The organism is Hansschlegelia plantiphila (assembly GCF_027922265.1).
Taxonomy (GTDB): domain Bacteria; phylum Pseudomonadota; class Alphaproteobacteria; order Rhizobiales; family Methylopilaceae; genus Methylopila; species Methylopila plantiphila.
Genome location: NZ_BSFI01000006.1, coordinates 132,910 through 153,391, shown reverse-complemented (window position 1 = coordinate 153,391; position 20,482 = coordinate 132,910). Strand labels below are relative to the sequence as shown.

General features: G+C 71.6%; 21 protein-coding genes. 14 read left to right on the top strand and 7 right to left on the bottom strand.

What is annotated here, in order from left to right:
- Positions 1–38 precede the first annotated feature (38 nt).
- Together PKE75_RS05960 and PKE75_RS05955 are read left to right on the top strand one after the other, a co-directional pair.
- Positions 39–419 (top strand): Mth938-like domain-containing protein, encoded by a 381-nt coding sequence (locus PKE75_RS05960; protein WP_271167789.1) that lies wholly within the window; start codon positions 39–41, stop codon positions 417–419.
- Positions 416–1,264: a phytoene/squalene synthase family protein gene (locus PKE75_RS05955; RefSeq protein ID WP_271167788.1), complete on the top strand. Its 849-nt coding sequence runs from the start codon at positions 416–418 to the stop codon at positions 1,262–1,264. The genes PKE75_RS05960 and PKE75_RS05955 overlap by 4 nt, the downstream gene beginning before the upstream one ends.
- Before the next feature lie 15 nt (positions 1,265–1,279).
- Here the strand turns inward: PKE75_RS05955 and PKE75_RS05950 are convergent, their stop codons facing one another.
- Positions 1,280–1,885 carry an LOG family protein gene (locus PKE75_RS05950; RefSeq protein WP_271167787.1) on the bottom strand — a complete coding sequence of 202 codons (606 nt, stop codon included), beginning with the start codon at positions 1,883–1,885 and terminating at the stop codon, positions 1,280–1,282.
- A gap of 176 nt (positions 1,886–2,061) precedes the next feature.
- Between PKE75_RS05950 and PKE75_RS05945 the strand changes: the two genes are divergently transcribed.
- The 4 genes from PKE75_RS05945 (at position 2,062) to PKE75_RS05930 (ending at position 7,262) form a co-directional block, all read left to right on the top strand.
- Positions 2,062–3,339, top strand: coding sequence for a LysM peptidoglycan-binding domain-containing protein (locus PKE75_RS05945; protein ID WP_271167786.1), 1,278 nt, complete (start codon positions 2,062–2,064; stop codon positions 3,337–3,339).
- Positions 3,340–3,458: 119 nt separating this feature from the next.
- On the top strand, positions 3,459–5,408 hold the full coding sequence (locus tag PKE75_RS05940; protein ID WP_428979109.1) for an ABCB family ABC transporter ATP-binding protein/permease: 1,950 nt from the start codon (positions 3,459–3,461) through the stop codon (positions 5,406–5,408).
- A 290-nt stretch (positions 5,409–5,698) separates the two neighbouring features.
- Positions 5,699–6,409, top strand: a complete 711-nt coding sequence (locus tag PKE75_RS05935; RefSeq protein WP_271167785.1) for a phosphatidylserine decarboxylase — start codon at positions 5,699–5,701, stop codon at positions 6,407–6,409.
- Between the two features lie 10 nt (positions 6,410–6,419).
- Positions 6,420–7,262: a CDP-alcohol phosphatidyltransferase family protein gene (locus PKE75_RS05930; RefSeq protein WP_271167784.1), complete on the top strand. Its 843-nt coding sequence runs from the start codon at positions 6,420–6,422 to the stop codon at positions 7,260–7,262.
- A gap of 1 nt (position 7,263) precedes the next feature.
- On the opposite strand, the gene PKE75_RS05925 is transcribed toward PKE75_RS05930, so the two are convergent.
- Positions 7,264–7,470, bottom strand: a complete 207-nt coding sequence (locus PKE75_RS05925; RefSeq protein WP_271167783.1) for a hypothetical protein — start codon at positions 7,468–7,470, stop codon at positions 7,264–7,266.
- Positions 7,471–7,600: 130 nt separating this feature from the next.
- Between PKE75_RS05925 and PKE75_RS05920 the strand changes: the two genes are divergently transcribed.
- Entirely contained in the window at positions 7,601–8,878 is a 1,278-nt protein-coding gene (locus PKE75_RS05920; protein ID WP_271167782.1) for a lytic murein transglycosylase, read from the top strand.
- Between the two features lie 107 nt (positions 8,879–8,985).
- Here the strand turns inward: PKE75_RS05920 and PKE75_RS05915 are convergent, their stop codons facing one another.
- Positions 8,986–9,357: a hypothetical protein gene (locus PKE75_RS05915; protein WP_271167781.1), complete on the bottom strand. Its 372-nt coding sequence runs from the start codon at positions 9,355–9,357 to the stop codon at positions 8,986–8,988.
- Positions 9,358–9,488: 131 nt separating this feature from the next.
- On the opposite strand from PKE75_RS05915, the gene cobG reads away from it, so the two are divergent.
- From cobG to PKE75_RS05890, 5 genes are all read left to right on the top strand, one after another.
- Positions 9,489–10,733: a precorrin-3B synthase gene (gene cobG / locus PKE75_RS05910; protein ID WP_271167780.1), complete on the top strand. Its 1,245-nt coding sequence runs from the start codon at positions 9,489–9,491 to the stop codon at positions 10,731–10,733.
- An 82-nt stretch (positions 10,734–10,815) separates the two neighbouring features.
- Complete coding sequence (locus PKE75_RS05905; protein WP_271167779.1) at positions 10,816–11,439, top strand: precorrin-8X methylmutase; 624 nt, start codon at positions 10,816–10,818, stop codon at positions 11,437–11,439.
- A complete protein-coding gene (locus tag PKE75_RS05900; RefSeq protein ID WP_271167778.1) occupies positions 11,436–12,161 on the top strand; it encodes a precorrin-2 C(20)-methyltransferase in 726 nt (241 codons plus the stop codon). Before PKE75_RS05905 ends, PKE75_RS05900 begins: the two co-directional genes overlap by 4 nt.
- Positions 12,158–13,840, top strand: a complete 1,683-nt coding sequence (gene cobJ, locus PKE75_RS05895) for a precorrin-3B C(17)-methyltransferase (RefSeq protein ID WP_271167777.1) — start codon at positions 12,158–12,160, stop codon at positions 13,838–13,840. The genes PKE75_RS05900 and cobJ overlap by 4 nt, the downstream gene beginning before the upstream one ends.
- Before the next feature lie 11 nt (positions 13,841–13,851).
- Positions 13,852–14,949 carry a cobalt-precorrin-5B (C(1))-methyltransferase gene (locus PKE75_RS05890; RefSeq protein WP_271167776.1) on the top strand — a complete coding sequence of 366 codons (1,098 nt, stop codon included), beginning with the start codon at positions 13,852–13,854 and terminating at the stop codon, positions 14,947–14,949.
- A 27-nt stretch (positions 14,950–14,976) separates the two neighbouring features.
- Here PKE75_RS05890 and cobM read toward each other — a convergent pair whose 3' ends face one another.
- Genes cobM through PKE75_RS05875 form a run of 3 tightly spaced genes read right to left on the bottom strand, consistent with a single transcriptional unit; the run spans position 14,977 to position 17,808 of the window.
- Positions 14,977–15,735, bottom strand: coding sequence for a precorrin-4 C(11)-methyltransferase (cobM, locus tag PKE75_RS05885; RefSeq protein ID WP_271167775.1), 759 nt, complete (start codon positions 15,733–15,735; stop codon positions 14,977–14,979).
- Positions 15,732–16,985, bottom strand: coding sequence for a precorrin-6y C5,15-methyltransferase (decarboxylating) subunit CbiE (gene cbiE / locus PKE75_RS05880; RefSeq protein WP_271167774.1), 1,254 nt, complete (start codon positions 16,983–16,985; stop codon positions 15,732–15,734). The genes cobM and cbiE overlap by 4 nt, the downstream gene beginning before the upstream one ends.
- Before the next feature lie 37 nt (positions 16,986–17,022).
- Complete coding sequence (locus PKE75_RS05875; RefSeq protein WP_271167773.1) at positions 17,023–17,808, bottom strand: cobalt-precorrin-6A reductase; 786 nt, start codon at positions 17,806–17,808, stop codon at positions 17,023–17,025.
- A gap of 158 nt (positions 17,809–17,966) precedes the next feature.
- Between PKE75_RS05875 and cobA the strand changes: the two genes are divergently transcribed.
- Together cobA and PKE75_RS05865 are read left to right on the top strand one after the other, a co-directional pair.
- On the top strand, positions 17,967–18,737 hold the full coding sequence (gene cobA, locus PKE75_RS05870) for a uroporphyrinogen-III C-methyltransferase (protein WP_271167850.1): 771 nt from the start codon (positions 17,967–17,969) through the stop codon (positions 18,735–18,737).
- A gap of 2 nt (positions 18,738–18,739) precedes the next feature.
- Positions 18,740–20,041 (top strand): cobyrinic acid a,c-diamide synthase CobB, encoded by a 1,302-nt coding sequence (locus tag PKE75_RS05865; protein ID WP_271167772.1) that lies wholly within the window; start codon positions 18,740–18,742, stop codon positions 20,039–20,041.
- Here PKE75_RS05865 and PKE75_RS05860 read toward each other — a convergent pair.
- Positions 20,025–20,450 (bottom strand): DUF1636 domain-containing protein, encoded by a 426-nt coding sequence (locus PKE75_RS05860; protein WP_271167771.1) that lies wholly within the window; start codon positions 20,448–20,450, stop codon positions 20,025–20,027. The genes PKE75_RS05865 and PKE75_RS05860 overlap by 17 nt on opposite strands.
- Between the last annotated feature and the right edge of the window lie 32 nt (positions 20,451–20,482).

Genomic DNA, 20,482 nt, shown 5'->3' with positions numbered 1-20,482 from the left:
CCGGTAGCGGCCCTGATCCGCCGTCGGAGCGAAGAGCCATGTCCAACGGCGACGAGCGGCATCTGCCGGGCCGGCATCTGATCGACGCCTATGGCGGCGGGGGCTTTCGACTGGCGGGCCTGTCGCATCGCGGCTCGCTGCTCGGGCTGCCGTCCGGCATGTGGGCCTGGCCCTATCGCGAACCGCTTCAGCTCACCGACGCCGCGTTCGAACGCGTGGTCAGCGAGGCCGCCGAGATCGACACTCTGCTCGTCGGCACGGGGGAGGACGTGGCGCCGCTCAGGCGCGCCGTCCGCGAGGCGCTGCAGGCGCATGGAGTGGTCGTCGAGGCGATGGCGACGGGCGCCGCCGCGCGGACGTGGAACGTCATGGTGGGCGAGGGCAGGCGGGTCGCGGCCGCGCTGCTTGCGGTCCGGTGACGGAGGCCGCGTCTGACCCCGTCGCTGCGCTCGTACGCGAGTTCGATTTCGGCCGCTACGCGGCGACGCTCTTCGCTCCGGCGGAGGCGCGGCCGCATCTGCTCGCGCTCTACGCCTTCGACATCGAGCTCGCCCGCGTCCGCGATCTCGTCAGCGAACCGATGGTGGGGGAGCTGCGCCTGCAATGGTGGCGCGACGCGCTCGCCGAGCCCGAACGCGCCGACGCCGCCGCCCACCCCGTCGCCCACGCGCTGGAGAAGGCTGCAGCCTTCGGACGCCTGCCGCGCGAGGCGCTCGTCGCGCTCGTCGACGCCCGGGTGGACGACCTCTACGACGATCCGGTTCCCTCAGTGGCGGAGCTCGAGGGCCGGCTGGGAGCGACCTCGTCGGCGGCGCTGCGGCTGGCCAGCCTGATCGCCGCCGGCGGTTCGGACCCCGGCGGCGCGGCTTCGGCGGGCTATGGCGGCGTCGCGCGAGGACTCGTGCAGCTGCTGCGCCGCCTGCCGCGCGACGCCGCGCGCGGAAAGCTGCTGCTGCCGGTCGACCGCATGGCCGCGCTCGGGCTACGCCGTGAGGACGTGCTCGACGCCAAGCCGACCCGGCAGCTCGCGGCGCTCGCCGCCGAACTGCGCGCGCTCGCCCGCAAGCGGCTGGCGGAGGCGCGGCTGTCGTTCCGCGATCTCGACCCCGCCGCCGCGGCGGCCTTCCTGCCGCTGGCGCTGCTCGAGCCGGAGCTCGCCGCGCTCGACAAGGCGCGGTCGCCGCTGGAGGAGCCGCCCGCCCGCGCGCATTGGCGGACGCTGCTGCGGCTCTGGCGGGCGAGCCGGCGCCCGCCGCCGTTCTGACCGAACCCGAAGACGTCAGAACTGCTCGACCGAGGCGCCTTCCTGCGCGTCCATCATCGCCTCGATGATCGGGGCGGCGCGTTCGAGCGCGGGGAGGATCTCCTCCACGGTGGTGGCGACGATATAGGGCGCCTCGAGTCCGGGACGGACGAAGCCTTCGGTGGTCATGTGGTCCAGCAGCGCCAGCAGCGGCGACCAGAAACCGTCGAGGTCCGCGATCAGGATCGGTTTGTCGTGGCGGCCGAGCTGCGCCCAGGTGAGCTGCTCGACGAGCTCCTCCAGCGTGCCGATGCCGCCGGGCAGCGCGACGAAGGCGTCGGAGCGCTCGAACATGATTCGCTTGCGCTCGTGCATGTCGGCGGTGACGACGAGCTCCTGCACGTCCGCCAGCATCGCCTCGCGCTCGACGAGGAACTGCGGGATCACGCCCGTGACCTGTCCGCCGCCGGCCAGGGCTGCGCGCGCGACCGCGCCCATCAGGCCGATGTTGCCGCCGCCATAGACGAGGCCGACGCCGGCTTCGGCCAGCGCGCGCCCCATCGCCTCGGCGGCCGCCATATGCTCGGGACGCGCCCCGGTGCTCGAGCCGCAGTAGACGCAGACGGTTCGGATTCGTGTCATCAATCGAGTGAGCCTTGCGCGCGGCGCCCGGTCAAGTCGCCGCCGGTTGAGTCGAAGCGTCGCGCCTTGTAGGGGTTAGGGGCGAACTGTCCGGTTTTAGGACAGTGGATTTGAAGCATCCGTGACGGATGACGCATTTCGCGTTTTTCGCGCAGACGACGAGGCGTCAGGCGACGATGGACCCCGCCATCAAGAGCGGTTTTGCAATCGGCTTCGGCTTCGTCGTCGTTGTAGCGGCGGCGGGCTGGTACGCGTGGCGCGAAGGGGCCTTCGACGGGCCGAGCGACCTCGTGAACGCTCCGCAGCACCACGCCGCTCCCAGCCCCGCCGCTCCGAAGCCGCCCGCCGACCCGGCGCGGCAGGGCGACCAGCCCCCGGCGTCGTCCGGAGCGCAGGCGGGCGCGCCGCAGGCTTCGCAGCAGCCTGCGCAGACGCCGCCGCCTGCCGCCCCGAACGAGATAGCCGGCCTCGGGCCGCAAACGCCGACCGAACCGAAGAAGCCCGAAGCGCCGGCGGACAAGGGCGCTTTCGACGTGGTGCGCGTCGAGCCGTCCGGCGAATCCGTGATCGCGGGCCGCTGCCCGTCGGGATGTTCGGTCGAGCTGCTGGCGAACGGCGTGGTGCACGACCGCACCGTCGCCGACGCAGGCGGAAGCTGGAGCATGGCCTCGCCGCGTTTCGCGCCGGGCGATTACGTGCTCGGCCTGAAGGTCCGCACGCCCGACGGCAAGGAGTTCGCCTCCGACCAGACGGTCACGATTTCGGTGCCGAAGGCGCCCTCCAAGGACGTCATGGTGGTGCTGAACGCTCCCGGCGCGCCCTCGCGGGTGCTGGCCATGCCGCAGCGCGAGACCGCCGCCGCGGAGAAGCCGCGTTCCGCCGACGCCGCCGGCGGACTTTCGGTCGGCGCGGTCGACGCGGAGAATGGGCGCTTCTTCGTGCAGGGCGCGGCGGCTTCCGGCGCGCAGCTGAGGATCTATCTCAACGGCTCGTTCATCGCCGGCCCCGTCGCCGGCCCCGACGGCCGCTGGTCGCTCAAGGTGGAGCAGGGCCTCGCGCCGGGCGACTACGATCTGCGGGTCGACCAGATCGAGAACGACGCCGGCAAGGTGATCGGCCGCGCGCTCGCGCGCTTCGCCTACCGGCCGGACGCCGGCGAGACCGCAAAGGCGGAGCCCGCGCCGACCGCCGCCTCCGGGACCGCCGACGGAAAGCAGGCTGCGGCCGTTCCGGCCGATTCAGCGCCAAGCCCCGCGAATGCGGTGGTGCCGTCGCTCGATTCGGTGACCGTGAAACGCGGCGACAGCCTGTGGAGCATCTCGCGCAGATCCTACGGCGCCGGGCAGCGCTACACCGTGATCTTCGCCGCGAACGGCGGCCAGATCCGAAACCCCGACCTGATCTATCCCGGACAGGTGTTCGTCCTGCCGTCCCAGCGGGCCGGCGGACGCTGAGACGCTGAGACGGGCAGGTCCGAAAGCGCAACGCCGCCTTGTCCTTGCGGCGGGGGAGGCTTACCTCCGCCTGCTATGACCTTCGAAACATTACAAGCCATCGGCCGGGGCGCCGCTTCATGAGGCGGCGGCGGCGTGAAACGATTCCCGGCGAGGTGACCGCCGAAGGCTTCGCCTTTTTTCAGACCATGCGGCGGCTGCAGTCCTTCATGTGGCCGGGCGACCGGCCGGACCTCAAGCGCCGGATCGCGGTCGCGGTCGTGCTGCTGGTGCTGACGAAGCTGGTCACGGTGCTCGTGCCCTACGGCTTCAAGTTCGCGACCGACGCGCTCACGCAGATTTCGAAGGGCGGGCCGCCCGCCGACGCCTCGACCTGGACGGCGCTCGCGGTCGCGGCCCCGACGGCGATGGTGATCGCCTACGGTCTCGGCCGCGTCCTGATGGTGGCGCTCGCCCAGCTCCGGGACGGCATCACTGCGCCTGTGGTGATGCACGCCGTGCGGCGTCTGTCGTTGATCGTCTTCCGCCACATGCACCGGCTGAGCCTGCGTTTCCATCTTGAGCGCCGCACCGGGGCGATGAGCCGGATCGTCGACCGCGGGCGCCTCGCGATCGAGACGCTGACGCGCACCGCTCTGCTCACGGTCGTGCCGACCGTCCTCGAGCTGCTGCTGGTGCTCGGCGTGCTCGCCTACCAGTTCGACTGGGCCTATTCGGCCGTCGTCTCGGTCATGGTGGTGGTCTACCTGTTCTTCACCTACCTCGCGACCGAGTGGCGGATCGGGTTCCGCCGGGTGCTGAACGAGAACGACACCGAGGCGAGCTCCAAGGCGATCGACAGCCTGCTCAATTACGAGACGGTCAAGTATTTCGGCAACGAGACCCGCGAGGCCGACCGCTACGACCGCTCGATGGCGGGTTACGAGAAGGCCGCGATCCGCACCTACACCTCGCTCGCCTGGCTGAACGCGGGGCAGGCGCTGATCTTCTCCGCCGGGCTCACGATCTGCATGGCGATGGCGGTCGCCGACATCCGCGCGGGGCGCAACACGGTCGGCGACTTCGTGCTGATCAACGCCATGATGGTTCAGCTCTACGTGCCGCTGAACTTCATGGGCTTCGTCTATCGCGAGATCAAACTTGCGGTCGCGGATCTCGAGGCGATGTTCCTGCTGCTCGAGAAGTCGCCGGAGGTCGACGACAGGCCGGGCGCCAGGCCTCTCGTCGTGGCGGGCGGCACGATCCGGTTCGAGAAGGTCGGCTTCGCCTACGACCCCGAACGCCAGATTTTAAGAGACGTCAGCTTCGAGGTCCCCGCCGGCAAGACGGTGGCGATCGTCGGGCCTTCGGGCGCCGGCAAGTCCACGATCTCGCGACTGCTGTTCCGGTTCTATGACGTGCAATCGGGCCGCATCACGATCGACGGGCAGGACATCCGCGACGTGATGCAGACCTCGCTGCGCGACGCGATCGGCATGGTCCCGCAGGACACCGTGCTGTTCAACGACAGCGTGCGCTACAACATCCGCTACGGCCGCTGGGACGCGACCGACGCGGAGGTCGAGGCGGCCGCCGCTCTCGCGCAGATCGACGGCTTCATCCAGGATCTGCCGAACGGCTACGACACGGAAGTCGGCGAACGCGGCCTGAAGCTCTCCGGCGGCGAGAAGCAGCGGGTGGCGATCGCCCGGACGATCCTCAAAGGGCCGCCGCTGCTGATTCTCGACGAGGCGACCTCCGCGCTCGACAGCGCGACCGAGAAGGACATCCAGGACGCGCTCGACCGGGTCTCACGCGGCCGCACCACGATCGTCATCGCGCACCGGCTGTCGACGATCGTCGCAGCAGACGAGATTCTCGTGCTGGAGGCCGGCGAGATCGTCGAGCGCGGAACCCACGCCGCGCTGCTCGCGGCCGACGGGCTCTACGCCAGCCTCTGGAACCGCCAGCGCAAGGCGGAGGAGGTGCGCGAGACGCTGGCGCGCATCACCGCGCAGGACGACGATCGCGATCTCGACGCGCCCGGCGGCTTCGAGGATCGCACCGAGATCGCGCCCGCGGCGGAATAAGCGCCGTTCGATCATCGAACGGTTCAGAACTCCGTCGTCGGTTAGTCCGGACCACGACGGCGGCGCGCTTCACAGAACGTCCCGAATAATACCGCGCCGTCATGCCGGCCGAAGTGCCGGCATCCAGCCGCGCAACGGGCGCTATGCGATGCTCTCCCAGTCGCTAAGCCTGGCTCGGCAAGGTCGTGGTTCTGGATGCCGGCACTTCGGCCGGCATGACGGCGGCAGTGTTTCGCTTGGTCCCGGAGCGGACCGGCCTTATACGGGCGGCTCAATTGGCGGAAAGCAAAATGGCTCTGCTAGACGACGTCGTCGCCTCGGCGAAAAAGGTCATGGTCCCCATCCATCGGGAGGGGCGGCCGTTCATCGCCGCCTTCGCGATCGTGACCTTCATCCTGTTCCTGATCTGGCAGCCGCTCGGCTGGATCGGGCTCGGGCTGACGATCTGGTGCGCGCTGTTCTTCCGCGATCCCGACCGGGTGACCCCCGTCCGCGCCGGGCTGGTGGTGAGCGGCGCCGACGGCGTCGTCTGCGACGTCCGCGCCGCGGTGCCGCCGCCCGAGCTCGGCCTCGGCTTCGAGCCGCTGCCGCGGGTCGCTGTGTTCATGAACGTGTTCGACGTCCACGTGAACCGGGCGCCGGTCCCCGGGCGCATCAGAAAGATCGCCTACACGCCGGGCAAATTCCTGAACGCCGACCTGGACAAGGCGAGCGAGGACAACGAGCGCAACGGCCTGGTCATCGAAAGCCAACATGGGCCGGTCGGCGTGGTGCAGATCGCGGGACTGGTGGCGCGCCGCATCGTCTGCTTCGCGCGCGAGCAGGACGCGATCGTGACCGGGCAGCGCTTCGGGCTCATCCGCTTCGGCAGCCGAGTCGACCATTATCTTCCTGTCGGAGCCCAGCCGCTGGTCGGCGTCGGGCAGCGGACGACCGCTGGCGAGACCGTGATCGCCGATCTTTCGGCGGCTCCCGACGCCCGAACGTTCAGGGCGGGCTGAGGAGATCGCCGTGGCAGGGCTTCCCGACGCGCCGGAGGGCGCGCCCGTGCAGCGCAGGCGGCTGGCGCGCGTGCCGCTGCGCCTGCTGCTGCCAAACCTCGTGACGCTGCTTGCGCTCTGTTCGGGGCTGACCGGCGTCCGGATGGCCTTCGAGGGCAGGCTCGAGCTGGCGGTCTATCTCGTGGTGCTCGCCGCTCTGCTCGACGGCGTCGACGGCAGGCTCGCGCGGTTGCTGAAAGGCTCCTCCCGCTTCGGAGCGGAGCTCGACAGCCTGACCGACTTCGTGAATTTCGGCGTCGCCCCGGCCCTGATCCTCTATGTCTGGGGGCTGAACGGGCTTGGCCATGTCGGCTGGATCGGCGCGCTGATCCTCGCCATCGCCTGCGCGCTGAGGCTGGCGCGCTTCAACGTCGCGCTCGACGATCCGCTGAAGCCGGCATGGGCCGGCGCGTTCTTCACCGGCGTGCCTGCGCCCGCCGGGGCGGTCTGCTCCCTGCTGCCGATTTATCTGGAGCTTCTGGGATTCCCGCGCACGCCGGTAGCGGCGCCGGTCGTGCTCGCCTATGTGATCATTGTCGCGCTGCTGATGGTGAGCCCGCTCGCGACGTGGTCGGGCAAGCAGCTCGGGGCGCGCATCAACCGGGCGTATATCGCGCCGGCGCTGATCGGGGCGGCGCTGCTCGTGACGCTGCTGATCGGATACCCTGCGCTGGTGCTGACCGCTCTGGTGGTGAGCTATCTCGCGACGCTGCCCTTCGCCTATGTGCACCACAGGCGGCTGGTGGCGCAGGACAAAGCGGAGAGCGGACGTGCGGCCCGCGATCCCGTCGATAACGATATGGAGATCGGCTGACTTAGCCGTTCAGGCCGCAGGCCGCGACGCGCAGGCTGAGCGCAGCCTCGGGATAGGCGTTGCGGAGGAGGCGGAGCGCCTCGGCTGGCGTCTGCGGGTGGACGCGGGCGAGGAACGCCTGCATGTCGCCGATCGCGCGTTCCCGTTCCGGGACCAGAGTCGGGCGGATGCGAAGGCCGGCGGTTGACGCGACTGCGGCGGAAGACATAGGCGAAGCTCCTGCGGCGCGACCGTAGGGTCAGGCTGCGCGCCAAAGATTAACGGCGCGTTAACCCTCTTAACCGATTCCCTGCCCTGTGATGGTCTCGGGGTGAGGGCGATCAAGGCCGATCCATCGCATGAACGCGCTGAAGTCCTTCCAGTTCCTCGCGAACTGCCGCCTCCTGCTCATGGCGGCCATGTTGATTTCGCTGGGCGGCGCGAACGTCGCCCGCGCGGCGCCGGCGATCGACCGCGGCGCCGTCGAAGCGCAGTTCCAAGGCTGGCTCTCCGCCACGGTCCAGCCGGCGGCGGCCAAAGCCGGCGTGTCGGCGGCGACCATCCGGTCCGCGACAGCCGGTCTGACGCTCGACTGGTCGCTGCCCGACCTCGCGCCGCCCGGCGCGCCGCCCCTCGGCGGTCCGCAGCGCCAGCCGGAGTTCGCCGATCCCGGACGCTACGTCGCCGAAGCGAACTTCGCGGCGCTGACCTCGGAGGGCAAGGCGGAGCTCGCGCGCTGGAGCGGGACGCTCGACTCCGTCGAGCGCAGATACGGCGTGCCTCGCGAGATCGTGGTCGCGATCTGGGGGCGCGAGTCTCGTTTCGGGAAGGCCAAAATCGGCAACGTCGCCGTGAGGGCGCTCGCGACCGAAGCCTTCATGGGGGCGCGAAAGGACCAGTTCCTGCCCGAATTGATCGCGGCGCTGAAGATCCTCGACGGCGACCACGTCGCGCTCGCCGAGATGAAGAGCTCCTGGGCCGGCGCAATGGGCCAGCCGCAGTTCCTGCCGTCGAAATATCTCGAGAACGCCGTCGATATGGACGGCGACGGCAAGCGCGACATCTGGAATTCGGTCCCGGACACGCTGGGCTCGATCGCGAATTATCTCCGCCGGCACGGCTGGAAGCCGGGGCGCGACTGGGGAGTGGAGGTCGATCTGCCCGTCGGGGTCGCGTGCACCTTCGAGGGGCCGGACCAGAGCAAGACGGTCGCCGAATGGACTGCGCTCGGCGTGCGCCCGAAAGCAGGCGGAAGCCTGCCGAAGGCGAAGGACGCGGCCCTCCATCTCATGACGCCTGCGGGGCGGACGGGGCCCGCCTTTCTCGTCTCCGACAATTTCTACGTCATCAAGCAGTACAACGAGTCCGACCTCTACGCGCTGTTCGTCGGGCACCTCGGAGACCGGCTGCGCGGCGGCGGCCCCATCCAGGGAAAGTGGACGACGCCGAGGGGGGTCGCGCGCGCCGACATCGCCGCGATGCAGCGGCGGCTGGAGGCTCAGGGACATGACGTCGGCAGCGCGGACGGTCTGGTCGGATTCCGCACCCGCGTCGCGGTCGGCCGCTGGGAGGCGGGCCAGGGCAGGGCGCAGACGTGCTTTCCCCAGCCGGACGACGTGAAACTGATCGGGAAATGACTGGAAGGTCGCGCCCTGAGCGAAAACAGCGACCTGGCGCGGCCGCGCGCGCATAACAAAAAGGCGACGCCCGATGGCGCCGCCTTTTCTCAAAAATCGCTGAAAAATCAGAACCAGCCGGTGCGGCGCTTGTCGTACCAGCGGCGATCGTCTTCCTGCGACGCATAGATGATGGCGGCCAGAACGCCGACGCCGATCGCGACGCCGAGCAACGTAAGGCCCGGATTGTTGCGGACGACCGTCCCGGCTCGCCGGCCGTAATAGACCGCGGAATCGCCTGCGGACTGCAGAGCTTCGACGCCGTCCTCGTAAATCTGCCCGCCGGAGTTCCGGACCGACTTCGCGGCTGCGTTGGCGCGCTTCTTCGCCTGCTGCGCCCTCGAACTCGCGATTTCCGACACGCGCTGCCCGAGATCTGCGACCGCGTCCTTGAGGTCGTCCAGCTGGGTGCTAGGGTCCTTCATAAGGCTCTTGTCCATCATCGTGCACCTCGTGACTTGGGATGGCGGAAACCCCGCCGCTCGGCTGTACAACGCAGAACGAGCAGACCGGTTCCGCTGAAGCGGGCCCCGCGCCTTGCCATCGGCGGCTTAAAGCGCGACGAAACGGGATGGCCGAATGTCCCGGCGTGCTCCATCTCGCGGCGATGGCCGATGGCGGTCTGGCGCGCCTTCGCGTGCCCGGCGGATCGCTGTCGGCGACGCAGGCGCGCGTGATCGCGGAGGCTGCGGCGCGGATGGGCTCGGGCGTCATAGACCTCACGAACCGCGCCAACCTGCAGATCAGAGGGCTGAGCCTCGACGCCGGTCCAAGGCTGGCCGCGGCCCTGTTCGAGATCGGTCTTGGCGCGGACGGGCCTGCCGACCGGCGACGTAACATCCTGCTCGACCCGTTCTCCGGCCTCGATCCCGCCGAGGTCCGCGATTGCCGTCCGCTTGCGCAGGCTCTCGACCGGGCGCTGACGCAGGCCGGGTGGATCGGCGCGCTCTCGCCCAAATTTTCGTTCGCGATCGACGGCGGCAGCGAAGCCGGGATCGGGGCGATCGCCTCCGACGTCAGCGCGACCGCCGTTCCGGAGGGCGTCGAGGTCGTCTTCGGCACAGGAGCCTTCGCGGTGACCGCGGCGCCCGAGGCGGCGGTGTCCGCCCTCCTGACGATCGCGGACTCGACGGCGCGGCTCGGGCCGGACGCGAGGGCCCGCGATCTTCAGGTGACCGCGACCGTCGACGCTCTCTGCGCGCTTCCGGGTGTTCGGACGGCTCCCATCGCACAACGGCGATCGATGTCCGCGCGCTACGGCGCGATTCCGACGCGGATCGCGGACGAGGCCGCCGTCGCCGTTCCCGTGCCGGTCGGACGGCTCGACGCCCCGATGCTGATCTGGCTCGCAGACCAGGCCGAGGCCGAGGGCGACGGGACGTTGCGTCTCGCGCCATGGTCCGCGGTCGTCCTGCCCGGGGTGGCGCGGGATCGCGCGGCGGCGCTGCTCGCCGGGTCGGAAGCAGTCGGCTTCACCCCCGTGGCCGTCGCCGAACGGCTCTCAGTCGTCGCCTGCGCGGGCGCGCCGGCCTGCGAGCGGGCCCGCGAGCCGGCGAAGGCGCTCGGCGCGGCGCTGCTCGCGCTCGCCGCCGAACCCGGCCGACTGCCCGCAAGCCTCGCGCAGGTGCACCTTTCCGCGTGCGCGAAGGGCTGCGCCGGCTCCTCGGCATCGGACCTGTTGTTGCTGGGCGCCTCCGGGCGAAGCGGCTGGAGCGTCCATCGCGGCGCAAGCCCTCGCGCGGCGCAAGCCGCCTGCGCCCGGCTTGACGATCCTAACCCTGCGGAAATCCTGCGGCTTCTCGCAGCCCGCGGCTGAAACGCCGCGCCGAAGGAATGCCTTGCCTTGCGTCGGCCCGGCCTTCACAAGGCTGTCGCGAAAGGCGGGGCGACGCGTGGGCATGGACTACATCAAGGACGGGGCGGAGATCTATCGGCGCTCGTTCGCGACCATCCGCGCAGAGGCCGATCTGTCCGCCTTGCCCGGCGACGTCGCGGGCGTCGTGGTGCGAATGATCCACGCCTGCGGCATGACCGACCTCGCGGGCGACGTCCGCTACGACCCCGCCATCGTCGCCGCGGCGCGCGCGGCGCTCCAGGCCGGCGCGCCGATCCTCTGCGACGCCAAGATGGTGGCCTCCGGCGTCACGCGGCCGCGTCTGCCCGCCGGCAACGAGGTGCTCTGCTTTCTGGACGACGCGGCGACGCCGCAGCTCGCAGCGACGTTCGGCACGACCCGGTCGGCCGCGGCCGTCGAGCTGTGGCGCGATCGGATCGAAGGCGCCGTCGTCGCCATCGGCAATGCGCCCACGACCCTGTTTCATCTGCTCGAGCGGCTCGACGGGGGCTGGCCCAGGCCGGCGGCGATCGTCGGCCTGCCGGTGGGCTTCATCGGCGCCGCCGAATCCAAGGCGGAGCTCGCGCGCGATTCCCGCGGCGTCCCCTTCGTCACCCTGCTCGGCCGCCGCGGCGGCAGCGCGATGACCGTCGCCGCCCTCAACGCGCTCGCGGACCCCAAGGAATGACGCCCGGCAAGTTCTCCGGCGTCGGCGTCGGTCCGGGCGACCCGGAGCTGCTCACCCTGAAGGCGCTGCGGCTGATCCAGGAGGCCGACGTCATCGCCTATCCCGCGGCGAAGCCCGGCGACGGCGTCGCGCTCTCCGCCGCCCGGCCGCATCTGCGCGCCGACCAGGTGCTGCTGCCGCTGGTCTACCCGATCACCGCGAGCCCCGAGGCGGACCTGCCGTCCTACCCCCGCGTGATGAGCGATTTCTACGACCGCAGCGCCGAAGAGATCGCCGTCCAGCTCGACGCCGGACGCAACGTCTGCGTGCTGTGCGAGGGCGACCCCTTCTTCTACGGCTCGTTCATCTACTGGCACGCCCGGCTGAAGGACCGCTACGACACCACCGTGACGCCGGGCGTCTCGTCGGTGATGGCGGGGCCTGTCGCGCTCGACCGCCCCTTATGCATGCGGCGCGAGACCGTGACCGTCATCCCCGGCACGCTGCCGTCCGAAGAACTCGTCCGGCGGTTGAAGAACGCCGACGCCGCCGTCGTCATGAAGCTCGGGCGGACCTTCGCCAAGGTCCGCGCCGCGCTCGACGAGGCCGGCGTGCTCGACCGGGCCTATTATGTCGAGCGCGCCAGCCAGAAGGCCGAGCGCACGCTGCGCGCGGCGGACGTCGAGGTGTCCTCGGTGCCTTACTTCTCGATCGTCGTCGTGCCGAGCCGGGAAATCCCGTGAGCCGGCCGGCGATCCTCGCGTTCAACGCCTCCGGCGCCGGGATCGCGCGCCGCGTCGCCGGGATCGTCGGCGGCGAGACGCTGGGACTCGCGGGACGCGTCGAGGACGTCGATTCGACCTTCGAGGATTCCGCCGCGACGGTCGCCGGCCTGTTTCGCGCCGGACGGCCGATCATCGGCGTCTGCGCCGCCGGCATCCTGATCCGGCTTGTCGCGCCGCTGCTGCGCGACAAGCGCGCAGAGCCGCCGGTCCTCGCGTTGAGCGACGACGGGGCGACCGTCTTGCCGCTGCTCGGCGGCCTGACCGGCGCCGACGCGATGGCGCGTTCGATCGCCGAGGCGCTCGGCGCGACCGCCGCCATCACCGGGGCGGGGGCCCGCCGTTTCGGGCTGATCCTCGAGGCGCCGCCCGCGGGCTTCGCGCTCGCGAACCCGAACGACGCAAAGTCCGTCACCGCGGCGCTGCTCGGCGGCGCGTCCGCCCGGATCGATGGCGACGCGCCGTGGCTGGAGGCGTCCGGCCTGCCGCTCGACGCCTCGGGCGAGGTGCTGCTGAAGGTTTCAGCTGAAAGCGGCGCCCCGCCGGAAGGCGGGCTGCTCTATCATCCAAAGCTGTTCGTCGCGGAGTTCGACCGGCCCGACGCCGCGACCCTGGCGCGCATGGACGAGACCTTCGCGGCGCTCGGCCTTGCGTCCGCGTCGCTCGCCGCCGCGACCGCGCCGGAAGGCGCGCCGATCCATCATCTGTTCTCCGAGGCGCTCGCCACACGCAGGATTCCGCTGCGCGTCGTCGAGGCTCGGATCACTCCGGGCGAGATCGTCCATGGCGAGCCGGGGCTGCGCATCCATCGCTTTCCTGCCCCGGTAAACCCCGGAAGCATCGGCCGCGCGCAGGGGCGCGTGACGGTGGTCGGCCTCGGACCGGGCTCGCCCGGATGGCTGGCCCCGGAAGCCGCCGCCGCGCTCGACCGCGCCAGCGACCTCGTGGGCTACGAGGGCTATCTGGCGATGGCGCCGGAGCGGGCCGGCCAGCGCCGCCACGGCTCCGACAACCGCGTCGAGATCGAGCGTGCGCAGGCCGCGCTGACGCTGGCGGCGCTCGGTCATGAGGTTGCGGTGGTCTCCTCCGGCGACGCCGGCATCTTCGGCATGGCGGCCGCCGTGATGGAGGCGCTCGCCGCCGATCCCGTGCGCTGGCCGAGCGTGCTGGTCGAGGTCACGCCGGGGATGTCGGCGATGCAAGGGGCGGCGGCGCGGCTCGGCGCCCCGCTCGGCCATGATTTCGCGGTGATCTCGCTCTCCGACCAGTTGAAGCCGTGGGAGACGATCGCAAGCCGCCTCGACGCGGCGGCCGGAGCCGACTTCGCGCTCGCGCTCTACAATCCGGCGTCGCTGCGCCGCCGCCAGCAGCTGGAGGATGCGCTCGCCATCCTGAGGCGCCATCGTCGGCCCGAGACACCTGTGGCGCTGGCGTGGAACGTCGGAAGGCCCGGCGAGCGCATATCCATCACCACGCTCGCCGAGCTCGATCCGGCGGTGGTCGACATGCGCACGCTGATCGTCGTCGGCTCGTCGCGCACCCGCACCTTCGCGCGCGCCGACGGCAAGACCTGGATGTTCACGCCGCGCGTCTACGAAACGCTCAATGAAACCGCAGCGCCGGAGGCCGGAGAGCGCTAATCTCCGCAGGCATGGACGCCGAACCCGAAGATCCGCCGGACGACGGCCGCCCGCTGCGCCGCGGCTGGACGACCGGCGCCTGCGCGACCGCGGCCGCGAAGGCGGCCTACCGGGCCCTGCTGACCGGCGTCTTTCCCGACCCCGTCGAGATCGTCCTGCCCAAGGGCGAGCGACCATCCTTCGCTCTGGCGCTCGAGGAGCGCGGCGACGGCTTCGCGCGGGCCGGGATCGTCAAGGACGCCGGCGACGACCCCGACGTGACGCATGGCGCGCTGATCGTCGCTCGGGTCAGGCTGTTGCCGCCGGGCTCCGGCGTCGTGTTCAAGGCCGGCGAGGGCGTCGGCATGGTGACCATGCCAGGCCTGCCGATCCCGCCGGGCGAGCCCGCCATCAACCCCGCGCCCCGCGCCATGATGCGCGCGGCCATCGCCGAGGTCGCGGCGGAGGAGGGGGCTTCCGGCGACGTCGAGATCGAGATCTCGATCCGCGACGGGGCCGCGCTCGCTCTTCGGACGTGGAACCCGCGGCTCGGCATCGTCGGCGGTCTTTCGGTGCTCGGCACGACGGGGGTGGTGGTTCCCTATTCCTGCTCGGCCTGGATCCACTCGATCCACCGCGGCGTCGACGTCGCCCGGGCGGTCGGCTACGCCCACATCGGCGCGGCGGTCGGCGCGACGTCCGAAGGCGCGTTGAAGCGGCTCTACGGCCTGCCGGACACCGCGCTGATCGACATGGGCGACTTCGCCGGCGGTCTGCTCAAATACCTGCGCGCCCATCCCGTGCCGAAGCTCTCCATCGCCGGCGGCTTCGCCAAGATGTCGAAGCTCGCCGCGGGCTCGATGGACCTGCATTCCGGCCGCAGCCAGGTGGATCTTTCAGGACTGGCGGAACTCGCGGCCGAGCGCGGCGCCACCGCCGAGCTGGTCGCACAGATCGCGGCGGCTCCGACGGGACTGCAGGCCTTGCGGCTCGGCGGCGCGATCGGCCTCGGCGACGCGGTCGCCGCCAAGGCGCGCGCCGCGGCGATCGAGGCCTTGCGGGGCGCCGAGGTCGCGATCGAGGTCATCGCGGTCGACCGGAACGGCGCGATCGTCGGGCGCGCGAATTAGGGTTCGGCCGGGAGGCGGCCCTCCGAGCTAACCCTTCGGCTTCAAATGCCGGTCGTGTTCGGCCGCATAGAGCGCGCTCGGCCTCGCGCCCATCCCATTCAGCGCGCGGCCGACGATGATCAGCGCGGTCCGCTCGATCCCGAGCGGCGCGGCCTTCTCCACGATGTCCTCCAGCGTGCCCGTCACGATCGCCTCGTCCGGCCATGTCGCGCGCGCGACCAGCGCGACCGGGCAATCCGCGCCGTAGAGCGGCGTGAGCTCGTATGCGATCCGCGCAAGCTGCCTGGCGGCGAGATGCAGCACCAGCGTGCCGCGCGGCGCGGCGACGGCCTCCAGCGTTTCGGTGTCGGGCATCTTCGACGCCCGGCCCGAAAGCCGGCTCAGCACCACGGTCTGCGCGATCTCCGGAACCGTGAGCTCGAGCCCAAGCCGCGCGGCGGCGGCCGCGAAGGCCGGGACCCCCGGGGTTATCTCGTATGGAACGCCACGCGCGCGGAGCGCCGAAAACTGCTCGGCGGTCGCGCCGTAGAGCGACGGGTCGCCGGAATGCACCCGCGCGACGTCGTGGCCGAGCGCATGCGCCGCCTCGATTTCGGCGATGATCTCGTCGAGCGACATCGCTGCGGTGTCGATCACTCTCGCTCCCTCCGGCGCGTACGCGACCACCGCCGCCGGCACCAGCGAGCCGGCGTAGAGGCACACCGGGCAGCGCGCGATCAGGTCGCGGCCGCGCACGGTGATCAGGTCCGGGTCGCCGGGGCCCGCGCCGATGAAATGGACGGTCACGCGCGGCCCGGCTTGGTCGCCGCGAACTGGGTGACTGGCATCGCCGTCCGCCAGCCCGTCATGCGGCCGACGGCGTCGGCGTAGGCCACGTCGATCCGCGTGAGGTCTCCGCCGAATTCCCCGCGCGCCGCCAGCAGCCGGGATTCGGTCTCGAGCGTCACGGCGTTGACGACGAGCCGGCCGCCGGGCTTGAGGGCCGCCCAGCAGGTCTCGATGACGCCCGCGATCGAAGCGCCGCCGCCGATGAAGACGGCGTCGGGCGCCGGCAGGCCCGCGAGTCCTTCCGGAGCCCGCGCTTCGCGAAGGTCGAGGCCGGGGGCGCCGAGCCGGCGTGCGTTCTGACGGATACGTTCCGCCCGGTCCGGCCGCGGCTCGAGCGCGATCGCGCGGCCGCCGGCGCGCATCCATTCGATCCCGATCGATCCCGATCCCGCCCCGATGTCCCACAGAAGCGCGCCCGGCGTCGGGCTGAGCTTTGCGAGCGTCACCGCGCGGATTTCGCGGCGGGTGATCTGGCCGTCATGGACGAAGGCGTCGTCCGGCAGTCCGGGCGTGCGCGACAATACGGAGGCGTCGGGGCCGGCGACCGCCTCGATCGCGACCGTGTTCAGCGCGTCGAACCGGCGCTCGCCGACATCGCGCGCGGTCAGGGTGACGGCGTGGGACCGAGGCGAGCCGAGGCGCTCCAGAACGGTGAGCCGGCTGCCGCCGAAACCGCGCTCGACGAGCAGTCGCGCCGCCGCGCCCGGTGTGCCGCCGTCGGCGGAGAACAGCACGATCCGCGCGCCGTCGAACAGTTCGAGCGCGAGCGTTTCGACCGGCCGGCCGCAGGCGGTGACGAGCCGCGCCTCGGCGGCCGGCCACAGCATGGCGGCGCAGGCGAGCTGGAAGGCGGAGACGGCCGGCAGCACGACCATCTCGGCCGGATCGATCCTGCCGAGAAAGTTCGCGGCGACGCCGTGCAGCAACGGGTCGCCGCTCGCAAGCACGACGACGCGCCGGCCCCGCCAGCCGGCGATCACGTCGACGAAAGGCAGCATCGGCGAAGGCCATGCATGGCGCGTCGCATGCGGCGTCGCGTCTTCCGGAATGAGCGCCAGATGCCGCACGCCGCCGACCAGCGCCTCGGCCCCGGCCAACGCGGCGCGCGCGTCGTCCGACAGCGAGCCGGCGCCGTCCTCGCCGATTCCGACGACCGTGAGCCACCGCAAAGCGCGCGGGGCTGAAAGCGAGGCGGCGGCGGACGGCATGGCGTTCAGCTTCTGCGCGGTCGATCGGTCGGCGACCTTACCACGCCGTTTCGTCGCCGAGCAGCGCGGCGGCGGCTGCGACCGCCTCCTCGACGCTCGCGAACGCCTGGCCGCCAGGGGGAGGCGGCCGGTCCACGATCACCACGGGTAGGCCGAGTTCGCGCGCGACCATCAGCTTCGCCTCGGCCGCCGCCGATCCGCTGTTCTTGGTGACGAGGCATGTGATCCCGCGCTCCTCGAACAGCGCGCGCTCCGCATCCAGCCTGAAGGGTCCGCGGGCGCAGAGGAAGCTCGCGCGGGGATGACGGAACGGCCGCTCCGGCGGGTCGATGACGCGGATCAGCAGGTCGAGGTCGGTGCGCTTCTCGAAGCAGTCGATCTGCTGGCGGCCGATCGTCAGAAAGCACACACCGCCGGTCGCGGGCGTCATGGCCGCCGCGGTCGCGACGTCCGGCGCGAGGCGCCAGTCGTCGCGCGGGTCCTGGGCCCATTGCGGGCGATCGATGTGGATCAGAGGCGCGCCGACCTCGGCGCAGGCGGCCGCGGCGTTCGCTTTCATAGTCGCGGCGAAGGGATGCAGGGCGTCGACCACCAGCGCGACGTCCTCGACCGCAAGGTAGGCGGCGAGCCCGTCGACCCCGCCGAATCCGCCGATGCGCTCGGCGCCCGCCGCGTGGCGGCGACGTCTGGTGCGACCAGCGAAGGAGGAGACGACGTCATAGCCGAGGTTGGCGAGCGCTTCGGCGGCCGCGAAACCCTCCGTCGAGCCCCCCAGCACGAGGATGCGTGGTCCAGCGGAGGGCGCCGCCGCCGCTGCGGTCAATACGCCCTCCCGTATCCGGCGTTTTGTCCGGTCCGCCGCACGCTCGCGCATTGTGCGGACGGGGCCGAATAGGCATGGTCCGCCGCATGTCGCCCGCTCTGCCTCATGGCGCCCTCCCGCGTTCTCCCGTCGTCCTTCCTGCGGCGCTCGCCCACGCGATGCCGCCGTTTCCGGCTGGCTGCGTGTGGCTCGTCGGCGCAGGGCCGGGCGATCTTGGCCTTCTCACGTTGCAGGCGGCCTGGGCCCTCGCTCAGGCCGATATTATCTTCTTCGATGCGCTGGTGAATGAGGACGTTTTGAGGCTCGCGGGCGGCGGAGCCGAATTCGTGTTCGTCGGCAAGCGCGCCGGCTGCCCGTCCCCGAAACAGTCCGACATCACCGCGCTGCTGGTTTCGGCGGCCCGCAAAGGCAAGCGCGTTTTGCGTCTGAAGGGCGGCGACCCCTACGTCTTCGGCCGCGGCGCCGAGGAGGCGCAGGGGCTCGTGGCGGCGGGAACGCCGTTCCGCGTCGCGCCGGGAGTGACCGCCGGAATCGGCGGCCTCGCCGCGGCGGGCATCCCCGTGACGCATCGTGACGTGAACCAGTCCGTCACCTTCGTGACCGCGCACGACGCCTCGGGCGGCCTTTCCCAGAAGCTGAACTGGGCGGCGCTCGCGGCCGGCTCGCCGGTGCTTGTGATCTACATGGGCGTCCGGCTGATGCGCGAGATCGGCGCGAGCCTGCTCGCCGCCGGCCGCGCGCCCGACGAATCGGTCGCCGTCGTCAGCCACGCCACCACGCCGCGCCAGACGGTCCTGCGCACCACGCTCGAGCGCCTCGCGGCGGGCGACGCGCCGGGCGCGGAGGCGCCCGCGCTGATCGTGATCGGCCGCGTGGTCGATCTCGCGCCGGTGCTCGCGCCGATCGCGCCAGCGCTCGTAGAAGCCTGACCATGGCGCGCGCCGTCGTGGTCGCCGCGCCGTCGAGCGGCTCCGGCAAGACCATCGTCACGCTGGGGCTGCTGCGGGCCTTCCGCGACGCAGGGGTCGCCGTCGCCTCCGCCAAGATCGGCCCGGACTATATCGACCCTCGCTTCCACGAGGCTGCGAGCGGCCGCGCCTGCCTCAACCTCGACGGCTGGGCGATGCGCCGCGACCGGGCCCTCGCGCTTGCGCATGAGGCGGGCAGGGGCGCGGAGATTCTGGTGGTCGAGGGGGTGATGGGCCTTTTCGATCATGCGGCGGAGCGTGGAATCGAAGGCCATGGCGGGACGGCAGACGTCGCAGCCATGCTCGGCGCGCCGGTCGTTCTGGTGCTCGACGCCTCCGGCATGGCCCAGTCCGCCGGCGCGATCGCGCGCGGCTTCGCAGACTTCCGCGACGACGTCGAGGTGGCGGGCGTCATCCTCAACCGCGTCGCGAGCCCGCGCCACGAGGCCCTGCTGCGCGCGGGCTGCGACGCGGCGGGCGTTCCCGTCATCGGCGCGCTGCCCCGGACGACGGAGCTGCGCACGCCGTCGCGGCATCTCGGTCTCGTGCAGGCCGAGGAGCTGCCTGAGCTCGACGCCCTGTTGGCCTCGGCGGCGCGGCTCGTCGCCGCCCATGTCGATCTCGACGCGTTGCGGGCGATCGCGCGGACCGCTCCGAGGCCCGGCGCGCGGCTCGCATCGCCGCCCCTGCGGCCGCTCGGCCAGACGATCGCGGTCGCCGCCGACGCCGCGTTTCGCTTCTCCTATCCGCATCTGCTCGCCGGCTGGCGCGAGGCCGGGGCGGAGCTGAGCTTCTTCTCTCCGCTCGCAGACGAGGCGCCCGCCACGGCGGCCGACGCGATCTTCCTGCCCGGCGGCTATCCCGAGCTTCACGGCGGGCGGCTGGCGTCCGCCGGGACGTTCCGCTCAGGCGTGCGCGCCGCCGCGAACCGCGGCGCCGCGATCTATGGCGAGTGCGGCGGGTACATGACGCTGGGGGAGGGGATCGTCGACGCCGACGGCGCGTTCCACGAGATGCTCGGTCTGCTCAAGGTCGGGACATCGTTCGCCGCGCGCAGGCTGCATCTCGGCTACCGGAGCGCCGCGCTCGCAAGCGATGGCGCGCTCGGCCCCGCCGGCGCGGCCTACCGCGCCCATGAATTCCACTACGCCACGATCCTCCACGAGGAGGGCGAGCCGCTGTTTCGTCTGGGCGACGGCGCCGGGGCCGGGCTGACCTCGGGCCGGATCTGCGGCTCGTTCCTGCACGTCATCGACGGGGGGTGAGGGCGTCCTCGCCCGCGATCTCCGCGACCAGCGGGTGCGCGACGCCGGGAGGCGGGGTGCGCGACACCGTACTCTTGCGGATCTTCTCCGGTCGGGCGCGCCACGGCGGCACGCCGTCGGCGCTTTCGGCATGCGCCGTCGCGAAGGCGATCAGCGCCTCGGCGTCGGCCGGCTCCAGCCCGCCGATGACATAGGCGAACTTGCCGGGCGCGGCGACCGAGGCCGAACAGGCGCGCGAGCATGCTGAGAGGCACGCGATGGCGCGCGCCTCGATCCTTAGCCCGGCGTCCGATCCATCGAGCGCGCGGGCGACCGCCTGTCCGAGCAGCGCGCCGGGGCGAGGCTCGGCGTCGGCCGCGCCGTCCGGGCGGCATGTGCTGCAGACGGTGAGGGTGGTCTTCGCCGTCATCTCAAATCGTCTCCGGGAATGCGTTGACGGCG